General features: G+C 56.5%; 23 protein-coding genes. 9 read left to right on the forward strand and 14 right to left on the reverse strand.

Annotation, left to right across the window (positions count from 1 at the left end; genetic code table 11):
- The first annotated feature begins 278 nt into the window (after positions 1-278).
- Positions 279-1097, forward strand: coding sequence for a LysR family transcriptional regulator (locus Z946_RS0119975; protein ID WP_025057482.1), 819 nt, complete (start codon positions 279-281; stop codon positions 1095-1097).
- Positions 1098-1228: 131 nt separating this feature from the next.
- Positions 1229-1636 carry a hypothetical protein gene (locus tag Z946_RS0119980; RefSeq protein WP_025057483.1) on the forward strand — a complete coding sequence of 136 codons (408 nt, stop codon included), beginning with the start codon at positions 1229-1231 and terminating at the stop codon, positions 1634-1636.
- 71 nt (positions 1637-1707) lie between these two features.
- On the opposite strand, the gene rpsI is transcribed toward Z946_RS0119980, so the two are convergent.
- The 3 genes from rpsI to Z946_RS0119995 form a co-directional block, all read right to left on the reverse strand.
- The gene (gene rpsI / locus Z946_RS20905; RefSeq protein ID WP_037969337.1) at positions 1708-2211 is read right to left on the reverse strand and encodes a 30S ribosomal protein S9; all 504 of its coding nucleotides are present in this window, start codon (positions 2209-2211) and stop codon (positions 1708-1710) included.
- 2 nt (positions 2212-2213) lie between these two features.
- Entirely contained in the window at positions 2214-2675 is a 462-nt protein-coding gene (rplM, locus tag Z946_RS0119990) for a 50S ribosomal protein L13 (RefSeq protein ID WP_025057485.1), read from the reverse strand.
- A 154-nt stretch (positions 2676-2829) separates the two neighbouring features.
- Entirely contained in the window at positions 2830-4260 is a 1431-nt protein-coding gene (locus Z946_RS0119995; protein ID WP_025057486.1) for an aminotransferase-like domain-containing protein, read from the reverse strand.
- A 98-nt stretch (positions 4261-4358) separates the two neighbouring features.
- On the opposite strand from Z946_RS0119995, the gene Z946_RS0120000 reads away from it, so the two are divergent.
- Entirely contained in the window at positions 4359-4589 is a 231-nt protein-coding gene (locus Z946_RS0120000) for a DUF1127 domain-containing protein (RefSeq protein ID WP_025057487.1), read from the forward strand.
- A 75-nt stretch (positions 4590-4664) separates the two neighbouring features.
- Here Z946_RS0120000 and Z946_RS0120005 read toward each other — a convergent pair whose 3' ends face one another.
- Positions 4665-5093 carry a PaaI family thioesterase gene (locus tag Z946_RS0120005; RefSeq protein ID WP_025057488.1) on the reverse strand — a complete coding sequence of 143 codons (429 nt, stop codon included), beginning with the start codon at positions 5091-5093 and terminating at the stop codon, positions 4665-4667.
- Between the two features lie 59 nt (positions 5094-5152).
- Here Z946_RS0120005 and Z946_RS0120010 point away from each other — a divergent pair, with 59 nt between their 5' ends.
- From Z946_RS0120010 to gluQRS, 4 genes are all read left to right on the forward strand, one after another.
- Positions 5153-5938 carry an enoyl-CoA hydratase gene (locus tag Z946_RS0120010; RefSeq protein WP_025057489.1) on the forward strand — a complete coding sequence of 262 codons (786 nt, stop codon included), beginning with the start codon at positions 5153-5155 and terminating at the stop codon, positions 5936-5938.
- A gap of 246 nt (positions 5939-6184) precedes the next feature.
- The gene (gene trmFO / locus Z946_RS0120015) at positions 6185-7537 is read left to right on the forward strand and encodes a methylenetetrahydrofolate--tRNA-(uracil(54)-C(5))-methyltransferase (FADH(2)-oxidizing) TrmFO (RefSeq protein WP_025057490.1); all 1353 of its coding nucleotides are present in this window, start codon (positions 6185-6187) and stop codon (positions 7535-7537) included.
- 9 nt (positions 7538-7546) lie between these two features.
- Complete coding sequence (locus Z946_RS0120020; RefSeq protein WP_025057491.1) at positions 7547-8155, forward strand: class I SAM-dependent DNA methyltransferase; 609 nt, start codon at positions 7547-7549, stop codon at positions 8153-8155.
- Positions 8155-9000: a tRNA glutamyl-Q(34) synthetase GluQRS gene (gluQRS, locus tag Z946_RS0120025; RefSeq protein WP_025057492.1), complete on the forward strand. Its 846-nt coding sequence runs from the start codon at positions 8155-8157 to the stop codon at positions 8998-9000. Before Z946_RS0120020 ends, gluQRS begins: the two co-directional genes overlap by 1 nt.
- Before the next feature lie 27 nt (positions 9001-9027).
- Here the strand turns inward: gluQRS and hisI are convergent, their stop codons facing one another.
- The gene (gene hisI, locus Z946_RS0120030) at positions 9028-9384 is read right to left on the reverse strand and encodes a phosphoribosyl-AMP cyclohydrolase (protein WP_025057493.1); all 357 of its coding nucleotides are present in this window, start codon (positions 9382-9384) and stop codon (positions 9028-9030) included.
- A gap of 78 nt (positions 9385-9462) precedes the next feature.
- On the opposite strand from hisI, the gene Z946_RS0120035 reads away from it, so the two are divergent.
- A complete protein-coding gene (locus Z946_RS0120035) occupies positions 9463-9936 on the forward strand; it encodes an iron-sulfur cluster assembly scaffold protein (protein WP_025057494.1) in 474 nt (157 codons plus the stop codon).
- Positions 9937-10134: 198 nt separating this feature from the next.
- Here the strand turns inward: Z946_RS0120035 and Z946_RS21915 are convergent, their stop codons facing one another.
- From Z946_RS21915 to sciP, 5 genes are all read right to left on the reverse strand, one after another.
- On the reverse strand, positions 10135-10263 hold the full coding sequence (locus Z946_RS21915) for a hypothetical protein (protein ID WP_260168295.1): 129 nt from the start codon (positions 10261-10263) through the stop codon (positions 10135-10137).
- Positions 10264-10360: 97 nt separating this feature from the next.
- Positions 10361-12451 (reverse strand): ATP-dependent DNA helicase RecG, encoded by a 2091-nt coding sequence (gene recG, locus Z946_RS0120045; RefSeq protein ID WP_025057495.1) that lies wholly within the window; start codon positions 12449-12451, stop codon positions 10361-10363.
- Positions 12448-14568: an NAD-dependent DNA ligase LigA gene (gene ligA / locus Z946_RS0120050; protein ID WP_025057496.1), complete on the reverse strand. Its 2121-nt coding sequence runs from the start codon at positions 14566-14568 to the stop codon at positions 12448-12450. The genes recG and ligA overlap by 4 nt, the downstream gene beginning before the upstream one ends.
- A 177-nt stretch (positions 14569-14745) precedes the next feature.
- Complete coding sequence (gene ctrA, locus Z946_RS0120055) at positions 14746-15453, reverse strand: response regulator transcription factor CtrA (protein ID WP_025057497.1); 708 nt, start codon at positions 15451-15453, stop codon at positions 14746-14748.
- A gap of 97 nt (positions 15454-15550) precedes the next feature.
- The gene (gene sciP, locus Z946_RS0120060) at positions 15551-15829 is read right to left on the reverse strand and encodes a CtrA inhibitor SciP (RefSeq protein WP_025057498.1); all 279 of its coding nucleotides are present in this window, start codon (positions 15827-15829) and stop codon (positions 15551-15553) included.
- 125 nt (positions 15830-15954) lie between these two features.
- On the opposite strand from sciP, the gene mnmA reads away from it, so the two are divergent.
- On the forward strand, positions 15955-17097 hold the full coding sequence (gene mnmA, locus Z946_RS0120065; protein WP_025057499.1) for a tRNA 2-thiouridine(34) synthase MnmA: 1143 nt from the start codon (positions 15955-15957) through the stop codon (positions 17095-17097).
- A gap of 10 nt (positions 17098-17107) precedes the next feature.
- Here the strand turns inward: mnmA and lpxB are convergent, their stop codons facing one another.
- From lpxB to fabZ, 4 genes are read right to left on the reverse strand one after another with little or no spacing between them, the layout of a single operon-like run.
- The gene (gene lpxB / locus Z946_RS0120070) at positions 17108-18265 is read right to left on the reverse strand and encodes a lipid-A-disaccharide synthase (protein WP_025057500.1); all 1158 of its coding nucleotides are present in this window, start codon (positions 18263-18265) and stop codon (positions 17108-17110) included.
- Positions 18262-19062 (reverse strand): LpxI family protein, encoded by an 801-nt coding sequence (locus Z946_RS0120075; protein WP_025057501.1) that lies wholly within the window; start codon positions 19060-19062, stop codon positions 18262-18264. Before Z946_RS0120075 ends, lpxB begins: the two co-directional genes overlap by 4 nt.
- Positions 19059-19841 carry an acyl-ACP--UDP-N-acetylglucosamine O-acyltransferase gene (lpxA, locus tag Z946_RS0120080; RefSeq protein WP_025057502.1) on the reverse strand — a complete coding sequence of 261 codons (783 nt, stop codon included), beginning with the start codon at positions 19839-19841 and terminating at the stop codon, positions 19059-19061. The genes Z946_RS0120075 and lpxA overlap by 4 nt, the downstream gene beginning before the upstream one ends.
- Positions 19838-20311 carry a 3-hydroxyacyl-ACP dehydratase FabZ gene (gene fabZ / locus Z946_RS0120085; protein ID WP_025057503.1) on the reverse strand — a complete coding sequence of 158 codons (474 nt, stop codon included), beginning with the start codon at positions 20309-20311 and terminating at the stop codon, positions 19838-19840. The genes lpxA and fabZ overlap by 4 nt, the downstream gene beginning before the upstream one ends.
- Positions 20312-20369: the final 58 nt, after the last annotated feature.

The following is a 20369-nucleotide window of genomic DNA, read 5'->3' on the forward strand; positions in this document are numbered from 1 at the left end:
GCCTACCCTGAAGGATAGGAAGTAATCCGGCCGGATAGGACGCGTATCCCCATTTGCAACCGATGATCCGATATCGCCTTCGCGCAAAAATGCAAAACATGGTTTTCAGAACTGCGTAAACAATGTGCCGGAACACGCACTATGTTGTTGTCAGCACGCAAGTCCCCTCACTGGGTGGCTAGATCGTGTGGTGTGTGTGTTGTCGTGTTCCGGTTCATTGGTTTGCGTTCTTTCTGAAAATGGCTTCTCGAGAGCCAAACCAAAAATGGGGCTTAGGCGTGATAAACTGGGATGATCTGAAATTTTGTCTGGCGTTGCATCGCCATGGCTCAATGTTGAATGCGGGTATTAGCCTGAAAGCAAATGTGGCCACGGTCTCCCGAAGGCTAGAACGCATCACGCAAGATGCCGGCAAAGCGATTTTCATTCGGAAGGGTCAGGAGTGGAAGCCAACCGCTTTCGGTGCCGAACTGATGAATATGGCGCAATACATTGATGAGCGGTTGAACGTCCTCACCGCCGACGAAGACGAATTACTGGCCGAGAATGCCTTGGTCCGACTTTCGATCAGTCTTACCATCATGCAGACTTTCATGGCGGATATCCTCGATTACCGGAATAAATCCGATATTCCTTATAACCTTGACCTGACCATCCGTGATCGCGGGCTTGCCTATTCCGAGACGGACCTTGCCGTGCGGTATTTCCGTCCCGATCATGGCAATTTCATCTGTGCCAAAGTGACAGAGCTGGAGGTGCGACCTTATGTGAACGTCAATCTGACCCACGCCCCTACCGAATGGAACGAGGTGGATTACGACGGTATCAGGTTTGATCCTGCCGAAGACGGTTTTGACATCTCGCCGGTTCCCCGAATGCGGCTTGAGGGTTTGAACCTGACAGCACAGTCGCTCAAGACCGGTAGCCGCCTCGCCTATTTTCCGGTGTCGTTCGGGGACGACATCCCCTGGCTCAAACGTGCAGCGCCCGACCGTATGCCGCGTACGCTTGAGGTCTGGATGGTCTATCACAAGACGCGCAAGCTTGACCCCGTGGTGCGTGCAGCAGTCGATATGATCCAGGCCACCATGTCCTGAACGGCAGCCCCCCAAGGAACACATTCTTGCAAAGGGTCATTTGCATTCCCGTCTATCGACCCAAAACAAAAGATGACGTTAAGTAAACTTACAGAGCGGAACAATCCGCCAAACGATATTGAGGCATAGTTATGAAAAGACCCACCGACTACGTGGCGTGGATGGCACGCATTTTTGCTGGTTTGTTGTTAGTGGTAATTGGTTTGCAACCTGTCACCGGTGCGCATGAGCACCACCGTGAGACTTTCTATCCGATATTTCTAATGTCCACTGAGGTTTATGCGCTGGATATCCTCTTGCGCCTGCTGTTCGTTGTTTTTGGGGTCGCGATCATGCTTGGCATCAGGTCGCGGTTGCTGGCAGCATTCATGCTCGCTGTGACGCTGCTTCAGGCTGCCCACTGTCTCGTCGAGAATGCGGAAGTGAATTTCGGCCACAGCATGCTTTTCCTTCTGATTGCAATCCTGTCGATCCTGATCGTCAGAGGGGGCGGCATCTATGCGATGCGACCTGAGGGATGGAACAATATTCCGCTATAGCAGCGACAGTAAAAACAACAAAAAGGCCGCCTTGATCAAGGCGGCCTTTTCTAATTTCAGATTTAGTAAGATTAACGCTTGGAGAACTGGAAGCTCTTACGCGCTTTGGCCTTACCGTATTTCTTACGCTCAACAACACGGCTGTCGCGTGTCAGGAAGCCCGCGGCTTTCAGCGCGCCACGCAGGGAGGGCTCATAAAGCTGCAGTGCTTTGGAGATACCGTGCTTGACCGCACCGGCCTGACCGGACAAGCCGCCGCCCTTGACGGTAGCGAATACGTCAAACTGGCCTTCGGTGTTGGTGATGCCGAAAGGCTGCGCAAGGATCATCTGCAGCACGGGGCGTGCAAAGTAATCGTTCTGCGGCTTGCCGTTTACAGTTACCTTACCGGAACCTGGCTTGATCCAGACACGGGCGACCGCGTCCTTACGCTTGCCTGTGGCATAGGAGCGACCCAGTTCGTCACGAACCGGCTCCCGGTTGATTTCCATCGTCTCGGGCGTGCCCTGCACTGCACCGATATCGTCGGTCACGACCTTCGCGAGGTCTTCGAGTGTGTTGATTTCGTCGGCCATCTTTATGCGCTCCGCGTGTTTTTCTTGTTCATGGCTTTGACGTCCAGAACTTCGGGGCTTTGTGCCTCATGTGGGTGATCTGTGCCTGCGTAGACGCGCAGGTTGGTCATGATCTGACGGCTCAGGCGGTTGCCGGGCAACATGCGCTTGACCGCTTGGGTCACAACACGCTCGGGGTGTGCACCTTCAAGGATCTGCGCTTTTGTACGCTCCTTGATGCCGCCGGGGTGGCCGGTGTGCCAGTAAAACTTCTCTTCGCGCTTCTTGCCGGTCATCTGGACCTTTTCAGCGTTGATGATGATGACATTGTCACCACAATCCATGTGCGGCGTGAAAGAAGGCTTGTGCTTGCCACGCAAGCGCATGGCAACGATCGACGCAAGACGGCCCAGCACGACGCCTTCGGCGTCAATGATGATCCATTTCTTGTCGATGTCTGCCGGTGTAGCAGTGAAGGTTTTCATCGGTTATTCCTAAAGTTTATGTCGCAAAGACGGTCTCTCTGCGCGGATATGATGGGCGGGTTATAAAGCCTGCCGTCACACGGTCAAGCGGGATTTTCCGATGATTTAATAGCAAAAACAATAGCTTGTGATTTAGGTATCATAATACCCCAGATCAAACGCCGATTTCATCCGGCGGATTATCCAGCAACACGCGCAGACGCTCCATTGCGGCCTCAAAACTGCGCAGGGACACGCCCCCGTTGACTGCCATGCGCACTGCATGCGGGCTTTGCGCGTCTCGCGCTGCGAATTCCTCGGCGGCCCGGATCTGCACGCCTGCTTGTTCAGCGGCCTGACAGAACGCGGAGGCACGCCAGCCCTGTGGCAACTTCAGCCACAAGAACGGCACATCGCTGCGCCACATCAGATCAAATCCGCCCAGCGTATTCACGGCGGATTTCACATATCTCTCGACACCCAGACGGGATGCTTTCATGATCTGAGGCAATTGCGGATGGCTCAGCAGTGCGGCGGCCAGATCAAGCATGGGCGTTGCCAACCCGAAAAATCCATGCTCGGCCGAGCGGTGCAGCGCACCCGACATCCCCTTTGGACCGATAGCACAACCAATCCGAAGCGCCGGCGTCACTGACTTCGACAAAGAGCTGACATACCAACCACGCTCGGGCGCCAATTGTCGGTATCCTTCTCCTTCGGCACGGCCCATGCGGTAACAATCATCCTCAAGGATCTGCAAATCAGCGCGGCGCGCCACTTCTACCAGCGCAAGTCGCCGTGCCATCGGCGTGAACCCGCAGGTCGGGCTATGCACCTCTGGCGAAGTACACAATACCTGCGCTTCGGGGTGCCGCTCGGCCTGCTCTGCCAAAGCTTCGGGAATGATCCCATCGTTGTCGCACGCAATTGGGACTACATCCGCTCGCAAAAGCTCTGCCGCACGCCGGAAACCGGGATATGCCAGCTCTTCTACAAAAACGACGGGCCGCCTGCCCCGCAGGATCGTTTGCAATACAAGCAGGATCGCATTCTGACCGCCATGCGACAAAACAATATCGCTCTGATCTACCTGACCAATAGGGGCACCTTGTAACCACTGTGCCATGCCCATCCGTGCAGGCATTGCGCTGCGCCGCGATGGGTAGTGCATGATCCCTGAGGGCGGGTCCTGTGCGATTTCGGCCAGCAGACCGCGGATCAGCGCCGCCTGCCCGCCATCCGGCAGATGCGGCGAAAACAGGTTCACGACATCCGTATCGCCACCAGTATTATGTCTGACTGCATCTATTTCGATCAGGTTGAGCGGACGTTCCCCCGCCTCTTTGTCAACGCCGGTCGACGGGTCAGAGACAAATGTGCCGCGTCCGACCTCCGCGTGCAAAACGCCACTATCAGTCAACACGGTATAGGCCCGCGCGACTGTTCCGGGCGTAATCTGCAACTTCCATGCCAGATCACGGACCGGAGGAAGCTTCTCCCCCACAGATAAAGTGCCGCTTGCGATCTGGTCGCGGATCAATGCCACAACAGCTTTGTACTTGGGTTTGGTCTCGCGTAACCCGTCCTGAACCCAAATTGTATCCATTACAATATTTCCCTAGCAGCTTTGTATCGATATTTGTATCGTAAAATTGTAGCAACTAGCTACATTGTGTCAATACATTTTTAGATAGGAGACTTCCCATGACACACGCAAGATTGATCCAGACCGATACATTCAGCATTCAGACACGGCCCGGCACGCCGGTTGCCGCTGTGATCGCGGTCAAATTCGCAATCTTGGTGACGAAATGGGCCGCACGCCGCCAAACACGCCTCGCTTTGGCACAGCTTGAGCCTTGGCAACTGGCGGATGTGGGACTGACACCGGACGAGGCAATTACTGAATCGCGCCGCGTGTTCTGGCAGATGTAACTTCCCCGTGGCATCTACCAGACCTCTTCAAACTGGGCCGGAGCTTCTCCGGCCCTTTTTTCTGCGCAGAACTGTTCAGTTCACGTGAGGTGGGGGTAGCGCGTATGTCAGGCTTGCCCGTGCGACAGGTTCCTCCATCCCTTCTGAGAACAGCAATACATCCGTCACCGAAAGCTGTTTGCCCAACTTTAGCAACCGCGCCTTGGCAATGAGTGGTACATTCGCGGCAGGCTTGCGCATGAAGTCGATGGAGCAATTGGTCGTCACGGCCAGTGCCCTTGGTCCGATCACTGATAGCGTGACGATATAGGCAGCAACATCCGCAAGACCGAACATCGACGGACCCGAGATCGTGCCGCCCGGGCGCAGATGCTTGTCAGAGGTCAAAAGCCGCATCGTCACTTCCCCCGCGCCAACATGATCGACATTGAACTCATCAGCGACCTGTTTGAACACTTCGCTCATAAAAGCGTTCAGCTCTTCTGCGGTCATTACCGGTGTCATGCTTGTTCTCCCCTTTAGTCTCGTCCTAGAGTTGGCGCAGAAAACCGGAGGGTGACAAGATGGCAATTCTCGAAGTGACGCAACGTGGTGCGGTGGCACAGCTGACTATGAATGCGCCCGAGCGTCTGAATGCCCTGTCGGACGAAATGCTGGACGCCTTGCAAACAACGCTCGACGGATTTGCAAACGACCCGCAAACCCGCGTCATCACGCTGCGCGGCACCGGCAAGGCATTCTGTGCGGGCCATGATCTGCGCCAGATGACCGCCATGCGACAGGCCGCGGATGGCGGTGCCGCCGCTTTCAAGGACCTCTTTGACAGATGTGCCAAGGTGATGTCGCGCATTCAATCTTTACCGCAGCCCGTTATCGCGCAAGTACACGGTATTGCCACTGCGGCGGGATGCCAGCTTGTGGCAACCTGCGACATGGCCGTTGCCGCAGAGGGCACGCGGTTTGGCGTCAATGGCGTGAACATCGGTCTGTTCTGTTCTACGCCCATGGTCGCCCTCAGCCGCAACATCCCGCGCAAACAAGCGTTCGAAATGCTGACAACCGGCGACTTCATCCAGGCAGATCGTGCGCAATCATTGGGACTGGTGAACCGCGTCGTGCCATCAGGCAATCTGGAAAAAGAAACAGCAGCCCTTGCAGAACAGGTGGCTTCAAAACTGGGGGCTGCGGTCAAGATCGGGAAAGAGGCATTTTACAATCAGATCGCAATGAATACTGCTGATGCTTACGCCTACACTGGTGATGTAATGGTACAAAACATGCTGCGTGAAGACACTGCCGAAGGCATTGACGCGTTCCTCGCAAAGCGCCCCCCAAACTGGGACCAGTGATTGTTTCTGCAACAGTATACAATTGTTGCAAAAAGAGGGCTATTAATTGGGGCGCAATTGGGGCATGAATGTGACAGAGCGCAAACGCGCCTGACCATTTTGGGTCGCCGCCGGCGGAAGGTCCCTCCAGATCAGCCTCTCACTGATCGACCATTCCCGCAGCGGCGACCCCAAAATCCCCCTCCTTCCAGATGATGCGACACGCTGCCCATTGCGCCTGTGCGACACCTGCCCTACATCGCTCGCATGACACAAAAACTGAACATCATCGGCGGCGGCATGGCCGGATCGGAAGCTGCCTGGCAGGCCGCGAACGCAGGCATTGAAGTCGTCATTCACGAAATGCGACCCAAGGTTGGTACATTCGCACACCAGACAGGCCTTCTGGGCGAAATGGTCTGCTCCAATTCTTTCCGGTCAGACGATTCCGAGCAGAACGCAGTTGGCCTACTGCATTGGGAAATGCGCGCAGCCAATGGCTTGATCATGGATACAGCGGACAAGCATCGTTTGCCCGCCGGTGGTGCATTGGCCGTTGATCGTGATCCCTTTGCCCAATCAGTGACAGATGCGCTGACTGCACATCCCAACGTCACCGTCGAATATGGTGAGATCACCGAACTGCCCGAAGAAGGTCAATGGATCATCGCCACAGGGCCCCTCACATCCGGCGCGCTGGCCGAAGCGATTGCGGCCGAGACAGGTGCCGAAGCGCTGGCCTTCTTTGATGCCATCGCCCCCATCGTATATTTTGACAGCATCAACATGGATGCCGCATGGATGCAGTCGCGCTATGACAAGGGCGAAACTGAAGAAGAGCGGACGGCATATCTCAATTGTCCGATGGACAAGGAGCAATACGAAGCCTTTATCGACGCGCTGCTGGCGGCAGATAAAACCGAATTCCGCGAGGGAGAGACCGCAGGCTATTTCGATGGTTGCCTGCCAATTGAAGTGATGGCAGAGCGTGGGCGCGAGACATTGCGCTTTGGTCCGATGAAACCAGTTGGCCTGACCAACCCTCACCAGCCGGATGTCAAAGCCTATGCTGTTGTACAACTGCGCCGCGACAATAAACTGGGCACCCTCTACAATATGGTCGGCTTTCAAACCAAGATGAAGCACGGCGCACAAGTTGATGTTTTCAAAATGATTCCCGGCCTTGAAAATGCATCCTTTGCGCGGTTGGGTGGCATTCACCGCAACTCCTTCATCAATTCCCCAACCCTTCTGGACGAACAGCTGCGCCTTAAGTCTCGGCCCAACATCCGCTTTGCGGGCCAGATCACTGGCGTTGAAGGATATGTGGAAAGCGCGGCGATGGGGCTATTGGCGGGCCGGATGGCTGCGGCCGAGATCATGGGCAAAGACGTACCTGTCACTCCTGACACAACCGCGATGGGCGCTCTGATTACCCACATCACCGGGGGCGCTGATGCAAAGACCTTCCAACCGATGAACGTGAATTTCGGCCTGTTCCCTGCTGTCGAAGGTCTGAAATCCGGGCGGCGCGGACGCAAGGACCGGTATAAGGCGTATACGGATCGCGCAAAAGCAGACTGGCAGGCGTGGCTGGACAGGACACCGGTCCCTGCTTAAGCTTGGGACATGAGTGAGCAATTCCTCGATAGAGTTTACGGCGCGCGGGACGAAGGCGAAACTCGCGCGCTTTATGACAAGTGGGCGGCCAGCTATGAAACGGAAGTCTCGCAGAATGGTTATGCCACGCCGGGCCGCTGCGCCAAGGCGCTTGCTGACATAACAGCCGATCAGTCCGCACCCCTGCTTGATTTTGGGTGCGGCACAGGTCTTTCGGGGCTGGCATTAAAACTCGCAGGCTTTGAAAACATCGACGGCGTTGATCTATCGCTTGAAATGCTGGCGCAGGCGCGGTCAAAAGGCGTCTACCGCGATCTTGAGCAAGTGACGGCTGGGTTCACCCCCGCGGCAGGTGTCTATTCCAATATCGCTGCAATCGGGGTGATCGGCTCTGGTGCTGCACCGGTCGATGCCCTGGACACTTTGATGAAGGCGCTGCCGTCAGGAGGCAGGCTGGTGTTTTCCTTCAACGACCACACTTTGGAAGATCCGGTCTTTGAAGCCCGTGTGTCGGAATGGACTGACTGCGGCGCCGCGCGCCTGCTCTTTCGGGAACGCGGCGATCACTTGCCCGGACGAGATATGAAATCCATCGTCTATATCCTTGAAAAAGCGTAATGTTTCGCACGCGGTTTGCGCCATCTCCGACAGGTCCACTACATCTTGGCCACGCCTATTCCGCGCTGTTGGCCTATGATATGGCCGTGGCTGCTCATGGTGAGTTTCTGCTGCGCATCGAAGATATTGACCAAAGCCGATCCCGCCCTGCGTGGGAAACCCAAATTTATGAGGACTTGAAATGGCTTGGCCTTAGCTGGCCTGAACCGGTCATGCGCCAGTCGGAACGGTTGGAAGCCTACGCTGACGCATTGGATGATCTGTGGTCGCGTGGATTACTTTATGAGTGTACGTGCCGCCGCGCCGATATTGCAGCAGCGGCCGCTGCCCCGCAGGAAGGCGCGCCGATGTTTGGCCCTGACGGGATCGTCTATCCGGGTACATGCCGGGACCAAGCAGCCAGAACCGGTCCACGCCCGAAGAATGCGGTATTGCGGCTCGATATGGCCCGCGCATTGGCCGACATGGCTGGACTTTCATTTGACGAAACAGGTGTGAATCCCGCCCATGTGAACCTTTCCGCGCAGGAAATCCTGCGCAGCGTTGGCGATGTGGTTCTGGCGCGGCGTGAGATGGGCACCTCGTATCACCTTTCCGTCGTGCTGGATGACGCTGCGCAAGGGATTACCCATGTGGTCAGGGGCGCCGACTTGTTTGAGGCAACGCAGATACACGTGGTGCTGCAATCACTGTTCCGTTTGCCGACACCAGTTTACCACCACCACCGACTTATCCGTGACGGGAATGGCAAACGGCTTGCGAAACGGGATGACGCCCGCGCTATCGCGCTATACCGAAACGAAGGCAAAAGCGTTTCAGAAATTCGTTCCCTTACAACCGGTTGAGAGCCATATCTCAAGTTCTAAAGAAGATTAGACAGGGCTGGAAATTTCGACTACATCGCCATCCCGCACAGCGCGGTAAAAGCAATTCGGCCTTCCTGTGTGGCAGGCTGGTCCTGTTTGATTGACCAGCACCAACAGGCAATCCTCATCGCAATCGAACCGCAGCTCTACCAGCTCTTGGACATTGCCGCTGGTCTCCCCCTTGATCCAGAAAGCGGCGCGCGACCTGCTCCAATAAGTTACCTTACCACTCGAAAGGGTTTGGGCGATGCTGTCCGCGTTCATCCACGCCAGCATAAGCACATCACCGCTTGTGGCGTCCTGGGCGATGGCGGGGATCAGCCCTGCCTCGTTAAAGCGAAGGGTGGTTGGGTCAAAAGCCATCGGCGCATCTTTCTCAATTAGTTTTTGCATCTGCGGATGTGGGGTTTATGTAAGGTAGATCGGTGAAAGGGAACAGCGATGTCAGGCGATACGGATCTCATCAAACTTTATTCTGCGCGCATTCTGGCGCTCGCAGCCGAGATCCCGCATCTGGGCAGGCTCGACCAACCGGATGCGACTGTGAAACGCCGCTCTCCTCTGTGCGGATCTGCCGTTACTGTCGATGTGTGCGTAAAAGACGGCAAGCTGGTTGATCTCGGTCAGGACGTCAAAGCCTGTGCATTGGGACAAGCGGCAGCGGCAGTGACCGGTGGCGCAGCTCTTGGGGCCACACTGGTGCAGATCGAGAATGCCCGCGACCAACTGCGTGCGATGCTTAAATCCGGTGGCCCGGTGCCTGATGCACCTTTCGACGGTTTCGAAGTCCTGACCCCTGCTGTGGAATACAAAAACCGCCATGCGTCCATCCTGCTGAGCATAGAAGCGATCGCAGAGGCGATGGCGCAGACCATGCAAGATGGCCTGCCTTCCGAAGCAAAAGAACAGCCCTAAACAACTCCAAGAACGTCGGATGCAAAAAAAACGCCGCACATCCAAAAGGATGGCGGCGCAAGGAAAGCGTTTCTCATGTGGGACCCGATCTACACCTCTGAGGTAGAACCCCGAGCCAATCCAAGACAGGCAGTATCGGACGGCAGCATCAAAGTGGGACAGATGCGAAATGTAGCGGCATGAGAGCGCAGGCAGAAATCAAACAAAAGCAGGCAGGTGCAAACCAACAACGAGCATCACTATCAGCGCTGCCGCACCGATGGCATCCTGCAACAATGTGTCCTGAGACCGTGTCGCGATGGATTTGAGTGTCTTGAACGTTGTCATGTTAACCTCCGTCTTTGTTGCTTCTTTGTTCTCATTTTCTTCACGTCATGTAAAGAACTTTTTGAGAACATTTGCGAACAAAGTGAAATTCGGAATCTTAACCGACTGAAATCAAACGAATTGCCTCGTCCTGTCGCATGAGCCACAACAGAACACGCGCGGCCTGTCCGCGCGGTGATGACAGATCGGCATCATCGTTTAGCAGCTTGCGGGCATCCGACTGTGCTGTGGCCATCAGTGCGGCCTGTCGTTCAAGGTCTGCGACACGAAAACGGGGCACGCCTGACTGCGCTGTCCCGATCAGATCACCAGTGCCACGCATCTTCAAATCTGTTTCGGCAATAATGAACCCGTCTTCGGTTTCGCGCAGAACCTCCAGGCGCTGCTTGCCGGTTTCACCAATCGGGTGTTGGTACATCAGCAAGCAGGTTGACGCCCCCTGCCCGCGCCCGACCCTTCCGCGCAGCTGGTGCAACTGCGCCAACCCAAAGGTTTCCGCCCGTTCGATCACCATGATGGTCGCATTCGGTACGTCCACGCCTACTTCGATCACAGTGGTCGCGACCAGAACTTGCGTTTCGCCGTTCTGAAAAGCGCGCATCGCTGCGTCCTTGTCAGTGGGCGGCATTTGTCCGTGCACCAGACCAACGACCCCTTCACCCAAAGCAGCACGCAGGCGCTTGAACCGCTCCTCAGCCGCAATCAGGTCTGACACTTCGCTTTCTTCAACCAGCGGGCAAACCCAATAACATTGCCGTCCCTCAGCGACCGCTGCACGCAGGCGCTCTACCACCTGATCCAGCTTGTCTGTGCTCACAAGCGCAGTTTTGATCGGTTGGCGTCCCGGTGGCTTTTCATCCAGCACAGAGACGTCCATGTCACCATATTGCGCTAATGCCAATGAACGCGGGATCGGTGTGGCAGTCATCACCAATACATCCGCACGATCCCCCTTGCGCCCAAGCTCCAACCGTTGCCGTACGCCAAAGCGGTGCTGTTCATCGACCACGGCAAGGCGAAGATCGTCAAAAGCCACGTCTGCCTGAAATACCGCGTGCGTTCCGACCAACACCTGAATTGCGCCCCGCGCCAGAGCGGCAAGTTTGGCCTGACGCTCCGCGCCCTTATCGCGCCCCGTCAGAATTTCCAGAACAACACCTGCTTCTTCTGCCAAGGGTCGCAAACCTTGTAGGTGTTGGCGTGCCAGAATTTCCGTCGGTGCCATCAAAACGCCCTGACCGCCGGCTTCGACAGCGGCAAGAAGCGCCATAAAGGCGACCAGGGTCTTGCCTGCACCGACGTCGCCTTGCAATAGCCGGTTCATCCGTTGAGTGCCTGCCATATCCTGTGTGATCTCTTCGATCGCACGGCTTTGCGCACCGGTTGGATCATACGGCAAAGATTCAAGAACACGCTCTCGCAGATGCCCGTCACCTTTGGTTGCTTTGCCTTTTTTGCGGCGTTCCTTCTGACGCGCGAGGGCCAATGTGATCTGATGGGCGAAAAGCTCGTCATAGGCTAGGCGTTCCCGCGCAGGCGCTGTTGCCGACACATCTTGCATCGAAGCCGGCTCATGCGCCTGTGCTATTGCTTGCGCAAAATCCGGCCACTCGCTGCGCTTCTTCTGCTCAGGATCAATCCATTCGCCCATCTCGGGCACAAGCGCAGCGGCCGCGCGGGTGGCTTTGAACATCAGTTTTTGCGTAATCCCGCTGGTAAGCGGATACACCGGCTCAAAAGCAGGAATATCATCAGCTGCGTCTTCAGCCACGGCAAAATCCGGGTGCACCATCTGGGCTATGCCATCAAAAAGCTCAACTCTGCCTGAGACAATCCGGCGAGACCCTTCCGGCATTTGCCGTTTCAGATAGTCTCCATGCGCATGAAAATAGACAAGCTGAAAACCGGTTTCCGCGTCCTCCACATGAATTCTGTAAGCACCGCCTTTGGTGCGCGAGGGCCGATGGGCACCGATGGTAACGGCGACCGTCAATGTATCGGGCAGCAGCGCATCCTTGACCGTCTGAAGCAGACTGCGGTCAATGCCCGAATAGGGCAGCGTAAACAGCAGGTCACGTGGTGCCAACACATTAAGCTGAGCGAAATGCTGCGCGGTTTTCGGGCCGATGCCGGTGAGCGTTTCGAGCCCCGCAAAAAGCGGAAAAAGCGGTTCGGGCCTGCCCTTCATAGGTCAGAAATCAGGCGCAGCCAGCCGTCCTCATCCATTGTCTCAACGCCCAATTCGGCAGCTTTCTTGGCTTTTGATCCGGCACCCGGTCCGGCGATCAGAATATCCGTTTTTGCGCTGACAGAACCCGATACTTTGGCACCCAAACGCTCTGCACGGGCCTTTGCTTCTGCACGGGTCATCTGGGTGAGCGTACCTGTAAACACCACCGTCTTGCCCGCAACGGGGCTGCCAGAGGTGTCGGGACGAGAGACGGGTTGCACATCCAACGCGGCCACCAGACGGTCAATTGATGCTCTTTCACGCTCCTGTGCAAAGGCGCTCACCAAGGAACCTGCCATGACGCTGCCCACGCCATCGATGCCGATAAGATCCTGCCATGCCGGACTGTCGGCTACGGCGGCCTCTGCCATTGCGGCCTCAAACGTAGGCCAATCACCGAAGTGCAGCGCGATAAGGTTCGAGGCGGCCTCGCCTACGTGGCGGATACCAAGCGCGAATATAAGCCGGTCGAGTGGTATTCTCTGTTTGTCTTCAATGGCGTCGAAAAGATTTGCTGCAGATTTTTCGCCCCAACCCTCGCGGTTCTTGAGCTGTTGCATCCCGCTGCCGTAACGCTCTTTCAAAGTGAAGATGTCGGCAGGCTCCGCAATCCAACCGTCCGCATAGAATTGCTCGACCTGTTTTGCTCCCATCCCATCAATGTCAAAAGCCGCGCGGGAAACGAAGTGCTTCAACTTCTCGACCGCTTGCGCAGGACAAATGAGACCGCCAGTGCAACGACGGACAGCGTCGCCCGGTTCGCGGATCGCGTCGCTGCCACACTCGGGGCATTTATCAGGAAAAGCGAAAGCTTCGGCGGCGGCGTCCCTTTTGGAAAGATCAACATCAGCAACCTTGGGGATCACATCACCGGCACGGTAGACCTGTACCCAATCGCCCACGCGGATGTCCTTGCCGTCGCGAATGACAGCACCCTTGCTGTCCAATCCCTTGATGTAGTCCTCGTTGTGAAGTGTCGCATTGGAAACAACAACACCACCAACTGTAACAGGTTGCAGTCTCGCCACCGGTGACAGGGCACCGGTTCGGCCCACCTGAATGTCGATGCCTGTGAGCCATGTCCATGCCAGTTCAGCCGGAAATTTATGCGCAATGGCCCAGCGGGGCGTGGTGGACCTAAAACCCAACCGGTCCTGTAGTCCCAGATCATCGACTTTGTAGACCACACCGTCGATATCATAGCCCAAGGTCGCACGTTTCTCTTCGATGTCGCGATAATGCGCGAGCATCTCCTCGGGACTATTGCACAGAGCGGTGAGAGGATTGGTGACGAAGCCCAGTTCGGCAAGTCGGGCTATAGCCTGCTTTTGCGTCGCCGCAAGCGGGGCCGACAGATCACCCCATGCATAGGCGAAAAACTTGAGCGGTCTGGATTTGGTGATGCTGCTATCAAGCTGTCGCAAGGAGCCGGCCGCCGCATTTCGTGGATTGGCGAAGGGTTTGCCGCCTGCTGCCTCTTGTCGCACATTCAGAGCGTCAAAATCAGCGTGGCTCATGTAGACTTCGCCGCGCACCTCAAGAACGTCGGGCGCATCCTCAATCTGTTCAGGAATATCATCAATTGTCCGCGCATTCGCGGTGACATTCTCGCCAGTGGCACCGTCACCACGGGTCACGGCATGGATAAGTGTGCCACCCTCATACCGCAGAGACAGCGACAACCCGTCAATCTTCGGCTCCGCCGTATAGGCGAGCGGCGCTTCTGCATCCAGTCCGAGGTACTTCCGGATACGCCCGTCGAATTCCGCCACATCTTCCGGATCGAATGCGTTACCCAGCGAGAGCATCGCAACCTTGTGCGTGATCTTGGAAAAACCCTCGGCAAGCGGTGCACCAACCTGATCGGAAGGGCTATCCCCCCGCTTGAGCGATGCGAACCGTTCCTCAATCGCTGCGTTACGGCGTTTAAGCGCATCATACTCGGCGTCCGACAACACCGGATTGTCTTTGGTATGATAGTCGGTATTCGCCTGACCCAAAAGCTCGGCAAGGCGCGAAAGCTCCTGCTTGGCTTCTTTTTCCGTCAGTTTGTCTACCGCAATCTCTAATGTCATCCGCGCTGCCCCTGCCGTGCTCGCTCTCGCAAGTGTATCAGGTGTACAGATAGGTCGCAGAGCAAAGCAGGTCTAGCCGGATTTCAGACTAGACCAGTTCATGCCATAAACGCATTTGGATCAATCCATCGCCAAACTTATAAATACAATTATAAATCAGCTGCTCAGCAACCCTGCTCAGGCAGATGCAGCCATGGACATCACCGCAGGATCGGGATCACGCAGGACATAGCCACGGCCCCAGACAGTCTCGATGTAGTTCTCACCGCCGGTTGCCGTGCTCAGCTTCTTGCGAAGTTTACAAATAAAGACGTCGATGATTTTGAGTTCAGGCTCATCCATACCGCCGTAGAGGTGATTAAGGAACATTTCCTTGGTCAAGGTTGTGCCCTTGCGCAAGCTGAGGAGTTCAAGCATCTGATATTCTTTGCCTGTTAGGTGAACTGCCTGATTTTCAACGCTCACGGTCTTGGCATCCAGATTGACCGCGATCTGCCCTGTTTCGATGACAGATTGTGAGTGCCCTTTCGAGCGGCGAATGATCGCGTGAATACGGGCGACCAGTTCCTCACGGTGGAAGGGTTTGGTCAGATAATCATCGGCACCGAAACCAAATCCCTTAATCTTATTCTCGGTGTCGTCAGAGCCGGAAAGGATCAGGATCGGTGTTTCAATCCGGCTGAGGCGCAGTTGGCGTAAAACTTCATGTCCGTTCATATCCGGCAGGTCGAGGTCCAGCAAAATCAGATCATAATCATAGAGTTTCGCCAGATCGATCCCCTCTTCGCCAAGGTCCGTTGCATAGACGTTCAGATTGGCATGTGTCAGCATCAATTCGATGCTGCGTGAGGTAGTGGGATCATCTTCGACAAGCAGTACACGCATTCAGTTTCTCCGATTGGACATCATCGCCGTTGGACTGGATCGTGAACAAAAAAGGTTAACCACCCGTTACCGTAAGTGGATTAAGTACACAAACAACTTAAGGTTGTCTATACCTTTGCAGGGTTGTGGCCTTCAACGCAGCCTCTCCGTGCTCCGTTACTGCACGGACCCATTCAAGAAATTCCTCTTCACTGATCGCATACCGTTCAAGCGCCTCTGCCTGACTAATCAGGCCATATACCACCCCACGCACCACAGAGGCCTTGCGCGACGCGACCCAGCGCCGGGTGCTGGCCGGTGGCAGATCGGCCTGGCTCATCACGGTGCCGTCTGCCAGCGTGACCGATCGGGGGCCGTCAACTTTTTTCAGATACATCAGACAACTTTCATCACTACGCAGGTGGCACATTTGCCTTTTCGCCCTTAACACCGCATGAAGCCGCCCCTTGTGAGTATCTAAGATTTTCCTATATTCGCAGCTATCACACCCCGGAGACCGTTATGCCACTTGATCAGACCCCACCGCTGAATTCGCTTGGTTTTGCCAAAGCCCCAGCCGACACGCGCGTGGTTGTTGCCATGTCCGGCGGGGTGGACAGCTCCGTGGTGGCCGCGATGTTGGCCGAGGAAGGCTATGATGTGGTGGGGGTCACCCTCCAGCTTTATGATCATGGTGCCGCGCTGGCCAAAAAGGGTGCCTGTTGTGCCGGTATCGACATCCATGATGCGCGGCGGGTGGCTGAGGATATGGGATTTCCACACTATGTGCTGGACTACGAGAATATCTTTCAGGACGCCGTGATCGACGAATTTGCCGATAGCTATCTGGGCGGTGCCACACCTGTGCCCTGCATCCGGTGTAACGAGCGAGTGAAGTTCAAAGACCTGCTGGAAACCGCCCGTGATCTTGAGGCCGATTGCATGGCGACCGGACATTACATCCAGCGCAAAATGGGCGAAAACGGACCAGAGTTGCACAGCGCTGCCGATGCAGGCCGGGACCAGAGCTATTTTCTGTTCTCGACGACGCACGAACAGCTAGATTACCTACGCTTCCCGCTAGGCCACCTGCCGTCAAAGGACGATACCCGTGCGCTGGCAGAAAAATACGGTCTGGGCGTCGCAATGAAGCCCGACAGTCAGGACATCTGCTTTGTGCCGAACGGGGATTACGCATCCGTCATCCGCAAGCTGCGGCCAGAGGCGGCCGATCCCGGCAATATCGTGGATACGGATGGCAACATCCTCGCGCAGCACGAGGGGATCATTCACTACACCATTGGGCAACGTCGTGGGTTGGGTATCGGCGGACTTGCTGATCCGCTTTATGTTGTGCGTTTGGATGCGGACCGGAAAGAGGTTGTTGTCGGGCCCAAAGAGATGCTCGCTACACGGACCATTCCTGTGCGCGAAATCAATTGGCTTGGGGACGCGCCGATGACATCACGTCCCGAATGGCCGATTGCGGTGCGCGTGCGGTCCACACGCCCGCCCCGTGATGCAATTCTGCGGCCGTTGTCAGACACCACTGCAGAGGTCGAGCTTTTGACACCGGAGGAAGGTGTGTCACCCGGGCAGGCTTGTGTGTTTTATGATCCCGAGAGCACGCGCATATTTGGCGGCGGATGGATTCACAAAGGCTGATCGTATCTTCCTATTGCGCCACGCCGTTCAGGACAGCCTCAGCAGCACGCAGGCCCGGCGGTGTGCCGCCCTGCCCCAGAAGCTCCATCGTGGTCGCCATCGCTGCAAGCTGTGCAGAGGGATCTTCCAGAACCTTTAACACCTCTGCAGCGATGGGTCCGGGCCTGCAGTTGGCACCGATAAATTCGGGCACCGCGCGTGTGTCAGAAACCAGATTAACCAGCGTGACTGTGTCGACCTTGACCATACGGCCGATGATCTGCCGGCTGATCCAGTTCATGTCATAGGCGATCACCATCGGAGTCCCGCTGGCGGCCAGTTCAAGCGACACGGTGCCCGAGGCCGCCACCGCCACGTCTGCTGCCCTAAACGCGGCGCGTTTGTCCGCAAGCGGGTCAGCCGTATCAACATCAAGCGGATTAAGCACGACTGGCGGCACCGACCAGTTCTGTACCAGCCTGCGGATCGTCCCGACGACAGGTGCCGCCGCCGGGATGACAACGCGCATGTCGGGGCGCGCTTGCGTCAAACGCTCGACCACCTGCTGGAACACTGGACCCAAGCGTGTGACCTCACTTTGCCGCGATCCCGGCAGGACCAGCAGCAACGGGGCGTCACCGATCTGGTGCGTTTCCCGAAACGCTTGTCCCTGTGCATGGGTGGCGACGGGTTCAGCCACCACCGGATGGCCCACAAAATCACACCGCATACCCGCCGCTTCCATATAGGGCGGCTCGAACGGCAAAAGGGCCAGTACCTGATCCACATAACGGGACATTTTCTCGGCCCGACCGGACCGCCACGCCCAGACGGTAGGTGCCACGTAATGCACACAACGCACAGAGCTGCGTTCTTTGACCTTTCGCGCCACACGCAACGAAAAATCGGGGCTATCGATGGTGATCAATACATCGGGTGTCATATCAACGACAGCCGCTGCTGTCTGGTTGATGCGGGCCATCAAGGCGCGATACTTGGGCAGGATTTCGGCCAGTCCCATCACAGACAATTCGGACATGTCGAAACGGCTTTGCAGCCCCTCCGCTGTCATCAAAGGGCCACCGATACCTTGAAAAACCACATCGGACCGGAGCTGGCGCAGACCTGCCATCAAGGCACCACCAAGTTTGTCGCCCGAAGGCTCCCCCGCGAGGATGAAGACCTTCACGTGGTCCCCCCGCTCCGCGCCCAAAGCACCAGTCCGAAGTCATCGGCAAGTTTCGCGCAGCGTTCGGGATCAAGAACAATCACGTCGCCAGCATCCACGATCACACCGGCAAGACCGGCAGCATGGGCAGCTTCGATAGTTGCGGGACCAATGGTCGGCATGTCAATTTCCCTGATCTGGCCGATCTTTGGTCCCTTGCATAGAATTGCACGCATTTCGCCAGCCTTGGCCGGTAGCGTTCTCAGCAAGTGGTCGGTACCGCCAAAGCTCTCAACGCCCAGAACCTGCTCCGCACCGATGACACAGGCCTGCCCGATGTCGAGCGGTGCCATGCCTGCCAGCACAGCCTCACCACGTGCGGCGTCGCGGCGCATCTGGGCATCAGGCCAAGCTGCGGAAAGCACGCCCTGCTCTGCAACCAGATCAGGCAGCAGTGTGTCTGCGCCCACGACCTCAAAGCCGGTTTGCTCGAATATCTCTTTGAGAACCTGTAGTGCGCCATTGTCGCCTGCTGCCAGAGCCTTCTGGAACAGTGGCACGAGCGGCATCGTTTCGGCATCCAGCTTGGCCGGGTCGAGTTTAGGGCGGTCAATCGCGCCACAGAAACAAACGTGCGTGACGCCCTTCTCACCTAAAGCCACCAACAGCGTGCCCAATGTCTCAAGCCGGAAGGTAAGGTCGGTCTCCAGATGCTCTGGCGGCACGCCTTCATAGGCGCAGATCAGTGGCGGCGTTTCCTGCGCATTTGCCACCTGCACCGGCAGGTTGCCGCGACCGGTGATCAGCGCCAGCGTCATTTCGGTGTCAAGAAGTGGCGGCCGGTGTCGGCCATGACAAAATCGACGATTTCGCGCACATAGGGGCTTTCTGTTTCGTCGCCCAACCGTTGTGCACGGTCATGGAAAGTCCCTTCGCCCTGCGCCAGCATTTGAAACGCCGCTCTGAGGGCAGTGATATCGCTGCGCGCGACACCGCGGCGTTTGAGCCCCACAAGGTTAAGTCCGTCCAGATCGCCACGTGGGCCCTGTACCAGACCGTAAGGAATGACATCGTTCGTCACCATGGTGACGGCACCGATGATCGCCCCTTTGCCAACACGAACAAACTGGTGAATGCCCGAAAGTCCGCCAATAATCACGTCGTCTTCGATGATGCAGTGACCTGCAACAGCGACGGAATTGACCACGATGACCCGATCACCGAGGATCGCGTCATGGGCAATGTGGCATCCGGCCATGAACAAGCCGTCATCACCCACCTTGGTCAGGCCGCCACCACCTTCGGTACCGCAGTTCATTGTCACATGCTCGCGAATGCGGTTGCGCTTGCCGATCTCAAGGCGGCTCGCCTCGCCTTTAAACTTCAGATCCTGCGGAATCTCTCCGATGACGGCGAAAGGAAAGATCGCGGTTTCTTCACCGACATCCGTGATGCCGGTCACAACGACATGGCTTTTCAGCTCGACATGCGCGCGCAGGACGACATCTTTGCCTACCAGACAAAACGGCCCGACCTTTGCGGTCGGGTCGATACGGGCACCCTCTTCAATGACCGCAGAGGGGTGAATATTGCTCATTTAGGAAGGTCCAGCATCGCCATAAATTCGGCTTCGGCCGCCATTTCGCCGTCAACAGTCGCAACACCGGAAAAGCGCCATACCTTGCCGCCCGCTTTGCCGCGTACCGTCTTGAGGTCCATCCGCAGAACGTCGCCCGGCACGACCTTACGGCGGAACTTGCAGTTATCGATGGACATGAAATAGATCAGCATTTCCTTGTCCATCTGGTCGAGCGCAACACCGATCATGACACCGGCTGTCTGCGCCATCGCTTCAACGATTGTGACGCCCGGCATGATCGGGGTGCCCGGAAAATGGCCCTGAAAATGAGGCTCGTTCATCGTGACGTTCTTGTAACCGACCGCCGATTCAGTGCCGGAGATTTCTTCTACCTTATCGACCAGCAAAAACGGGTAGCGATGCGGCAGGATGCGCTGGATCATCTGAATGTCGGCGCGTTTCAATTCGGAAGAGGCGTCTTGGCTCATGCGGTGTCCTTTAGATTGCAAGGCGTGCAACACGGCTATCAATTCCACGCAAACGGGG

The organism is Sulfitobacter noctilucicola (assembly GCF_000622385.1).
Lineage (GTDB): Bacteria > Pseudomonadota > Alphaproteobacteria > Rhodobacterales > Rhodobacteraceae > Sulfitobacter > Sulfitobacter noctilucicola.

Excerpts from the sequence above, each read along its gene's own strand:
- Z946_RS0120035 (WP_025057494.1), top strand. The coding sequence starts at position 9,463 with ATGTCAGGCGATACGGATCTCATCAAACTTTATTCTGCGCGCATTCTG.
- sciP (WP_025057498.1), bottom strand. The coding sequence starts at position 15,829 with ATGTATCTGAAAAAAGTTGACGGCCCCCGATCGGTCACGCTGGCAGAC.
- rplM (WP_025057485.1), bottom strand. The coding sequence starts at position 2,675 with ATGAAAACCTTCACTGCTACACCGGCAGACATCGACAAGAAATGGATC.
- recG (WP_025057495.1), bottom strand. The coding sequence starts at position 12,451 with ATGAAGGGCAGGCCCGAACCGCTTTTTCCGCTTTTTGCGGGGCTCGAA.
- lpxA (WP_025057502.1), bottom strand. The coding sequence starts at position 19,841 with ATGAGCAATATTCACCCCTCTGCGGTCATTGAAGAGGGTGCCCGTATC.
- mnmA (WP_025057499.1), top strand. The coding sequence starts at position 15,955 with ATGCCACTTGATCAGACCCCACCGCTGAATTCGCTTGGTTTTGCCAAA.
- Z946_RS0119995 (WP_025057486.1), bottom strand. The coding sequence starts at position 4,260 with ATGGATACAATTTGGGTTCAGGACGGGTTACGCGAGACCAAACCCAAG.
- Z946_RS0120075 (WP_025057501.1), bottom strand. The coding sequence starts at position 19,062 with ATGACGCTGGCGCTGATCACCGGTCGCGGCAACCTGCCGGTGCAGGTG.
- Z946_RS0120000 (WP_025057487.1), top strand. The coding sequence starts at position 4,359 with ATGACACACGCAAGATTGATCCAGACCGATACATTCAGCATTCAGACA.
- ligA (WP_025057496.1), bottom strand. The coding sequence starts at position 14,568 with ATGACATTAGAGATTGCGGTAGACAAACTGACGGAAAAAGAAGCCAAG.
- rpsI (WP_037969337.1), bottom strand. The coding sequence starts at position 2,211 with ATGGCCGACGAAATCAACACACTCGAAGACCTCGCGAAGGTCGTGACC.
- trmFO (WP_025057490.1), top strand. The coding sequence starts at position 6,185 with ATGACACAAAAACTGAACATCATCGGCGGCGGCATGGCCGGATCGGAA.
- fabZ (WP_025057503.1), bottom strand. The coding sequence starts at position 20,311 with ATGAGCCAAGACGCCTCTTCCGAATTGAAACGCGCCGACATTCAGATG.
- ctrA (WP_025057497.1), bottom strand. The coding sequence starts at position 15,453 with ATGCGTGTACTGCTTGTCGAAGATGATCCCACTACCTCACGCAGCATC.
- Z946_RS0119980 (WP_025057483.1), top strand. The coding sequence starts at position 1,229 with ATGAAAAGACCCACCGACTACGTGGCGTGGATGGCACGCATTTTTGCT.
- Z946_RS0120020 (WP_025057491.1), top strand. The coding sequence starts at position 7,547 with ATGAGTGAGCAATTCCTCGATAGAGTTTACGGCGCGCGGGACGAAGGC.
- Z946_RS0120005 (WP_025057488.1), bottom strand. The coding sequence starts at position 5,093 with ATGACACCGGTAATGACCGCAGAAGAGCTGAACGCTTTTATGAGCGAA.
- Z946_RS21915 (WP_260168295.1), bottom strand. The coding sequence starts at position 10,263 with ATGACAACGTTCAAGACACTCAAATCCATCGCGACACGGTCTCAGGAC.
- hisI (WP_025057493.1), bottom strand. The coding sequence starts at position 9,384 with ATGGCTTTTGACCCAACCACCCTTCGCTTTAACGAGGCAGGGCTGATC.
- Z946_RS0120010 (WP_025057489.1), top strand. The coding sequence starts at position 5,153 with ATGGCAATTCTCGAAGTGACGCAACGTGGTGCGGTGGCACAGCTGACT.
- gluQRS (WP_025057492.1), top strand. The coding sequence starts at position 8,155 with ATGTTTCGCACGCGGTTTGCGCCATCTCCGACAGGTCCACTACATCTT.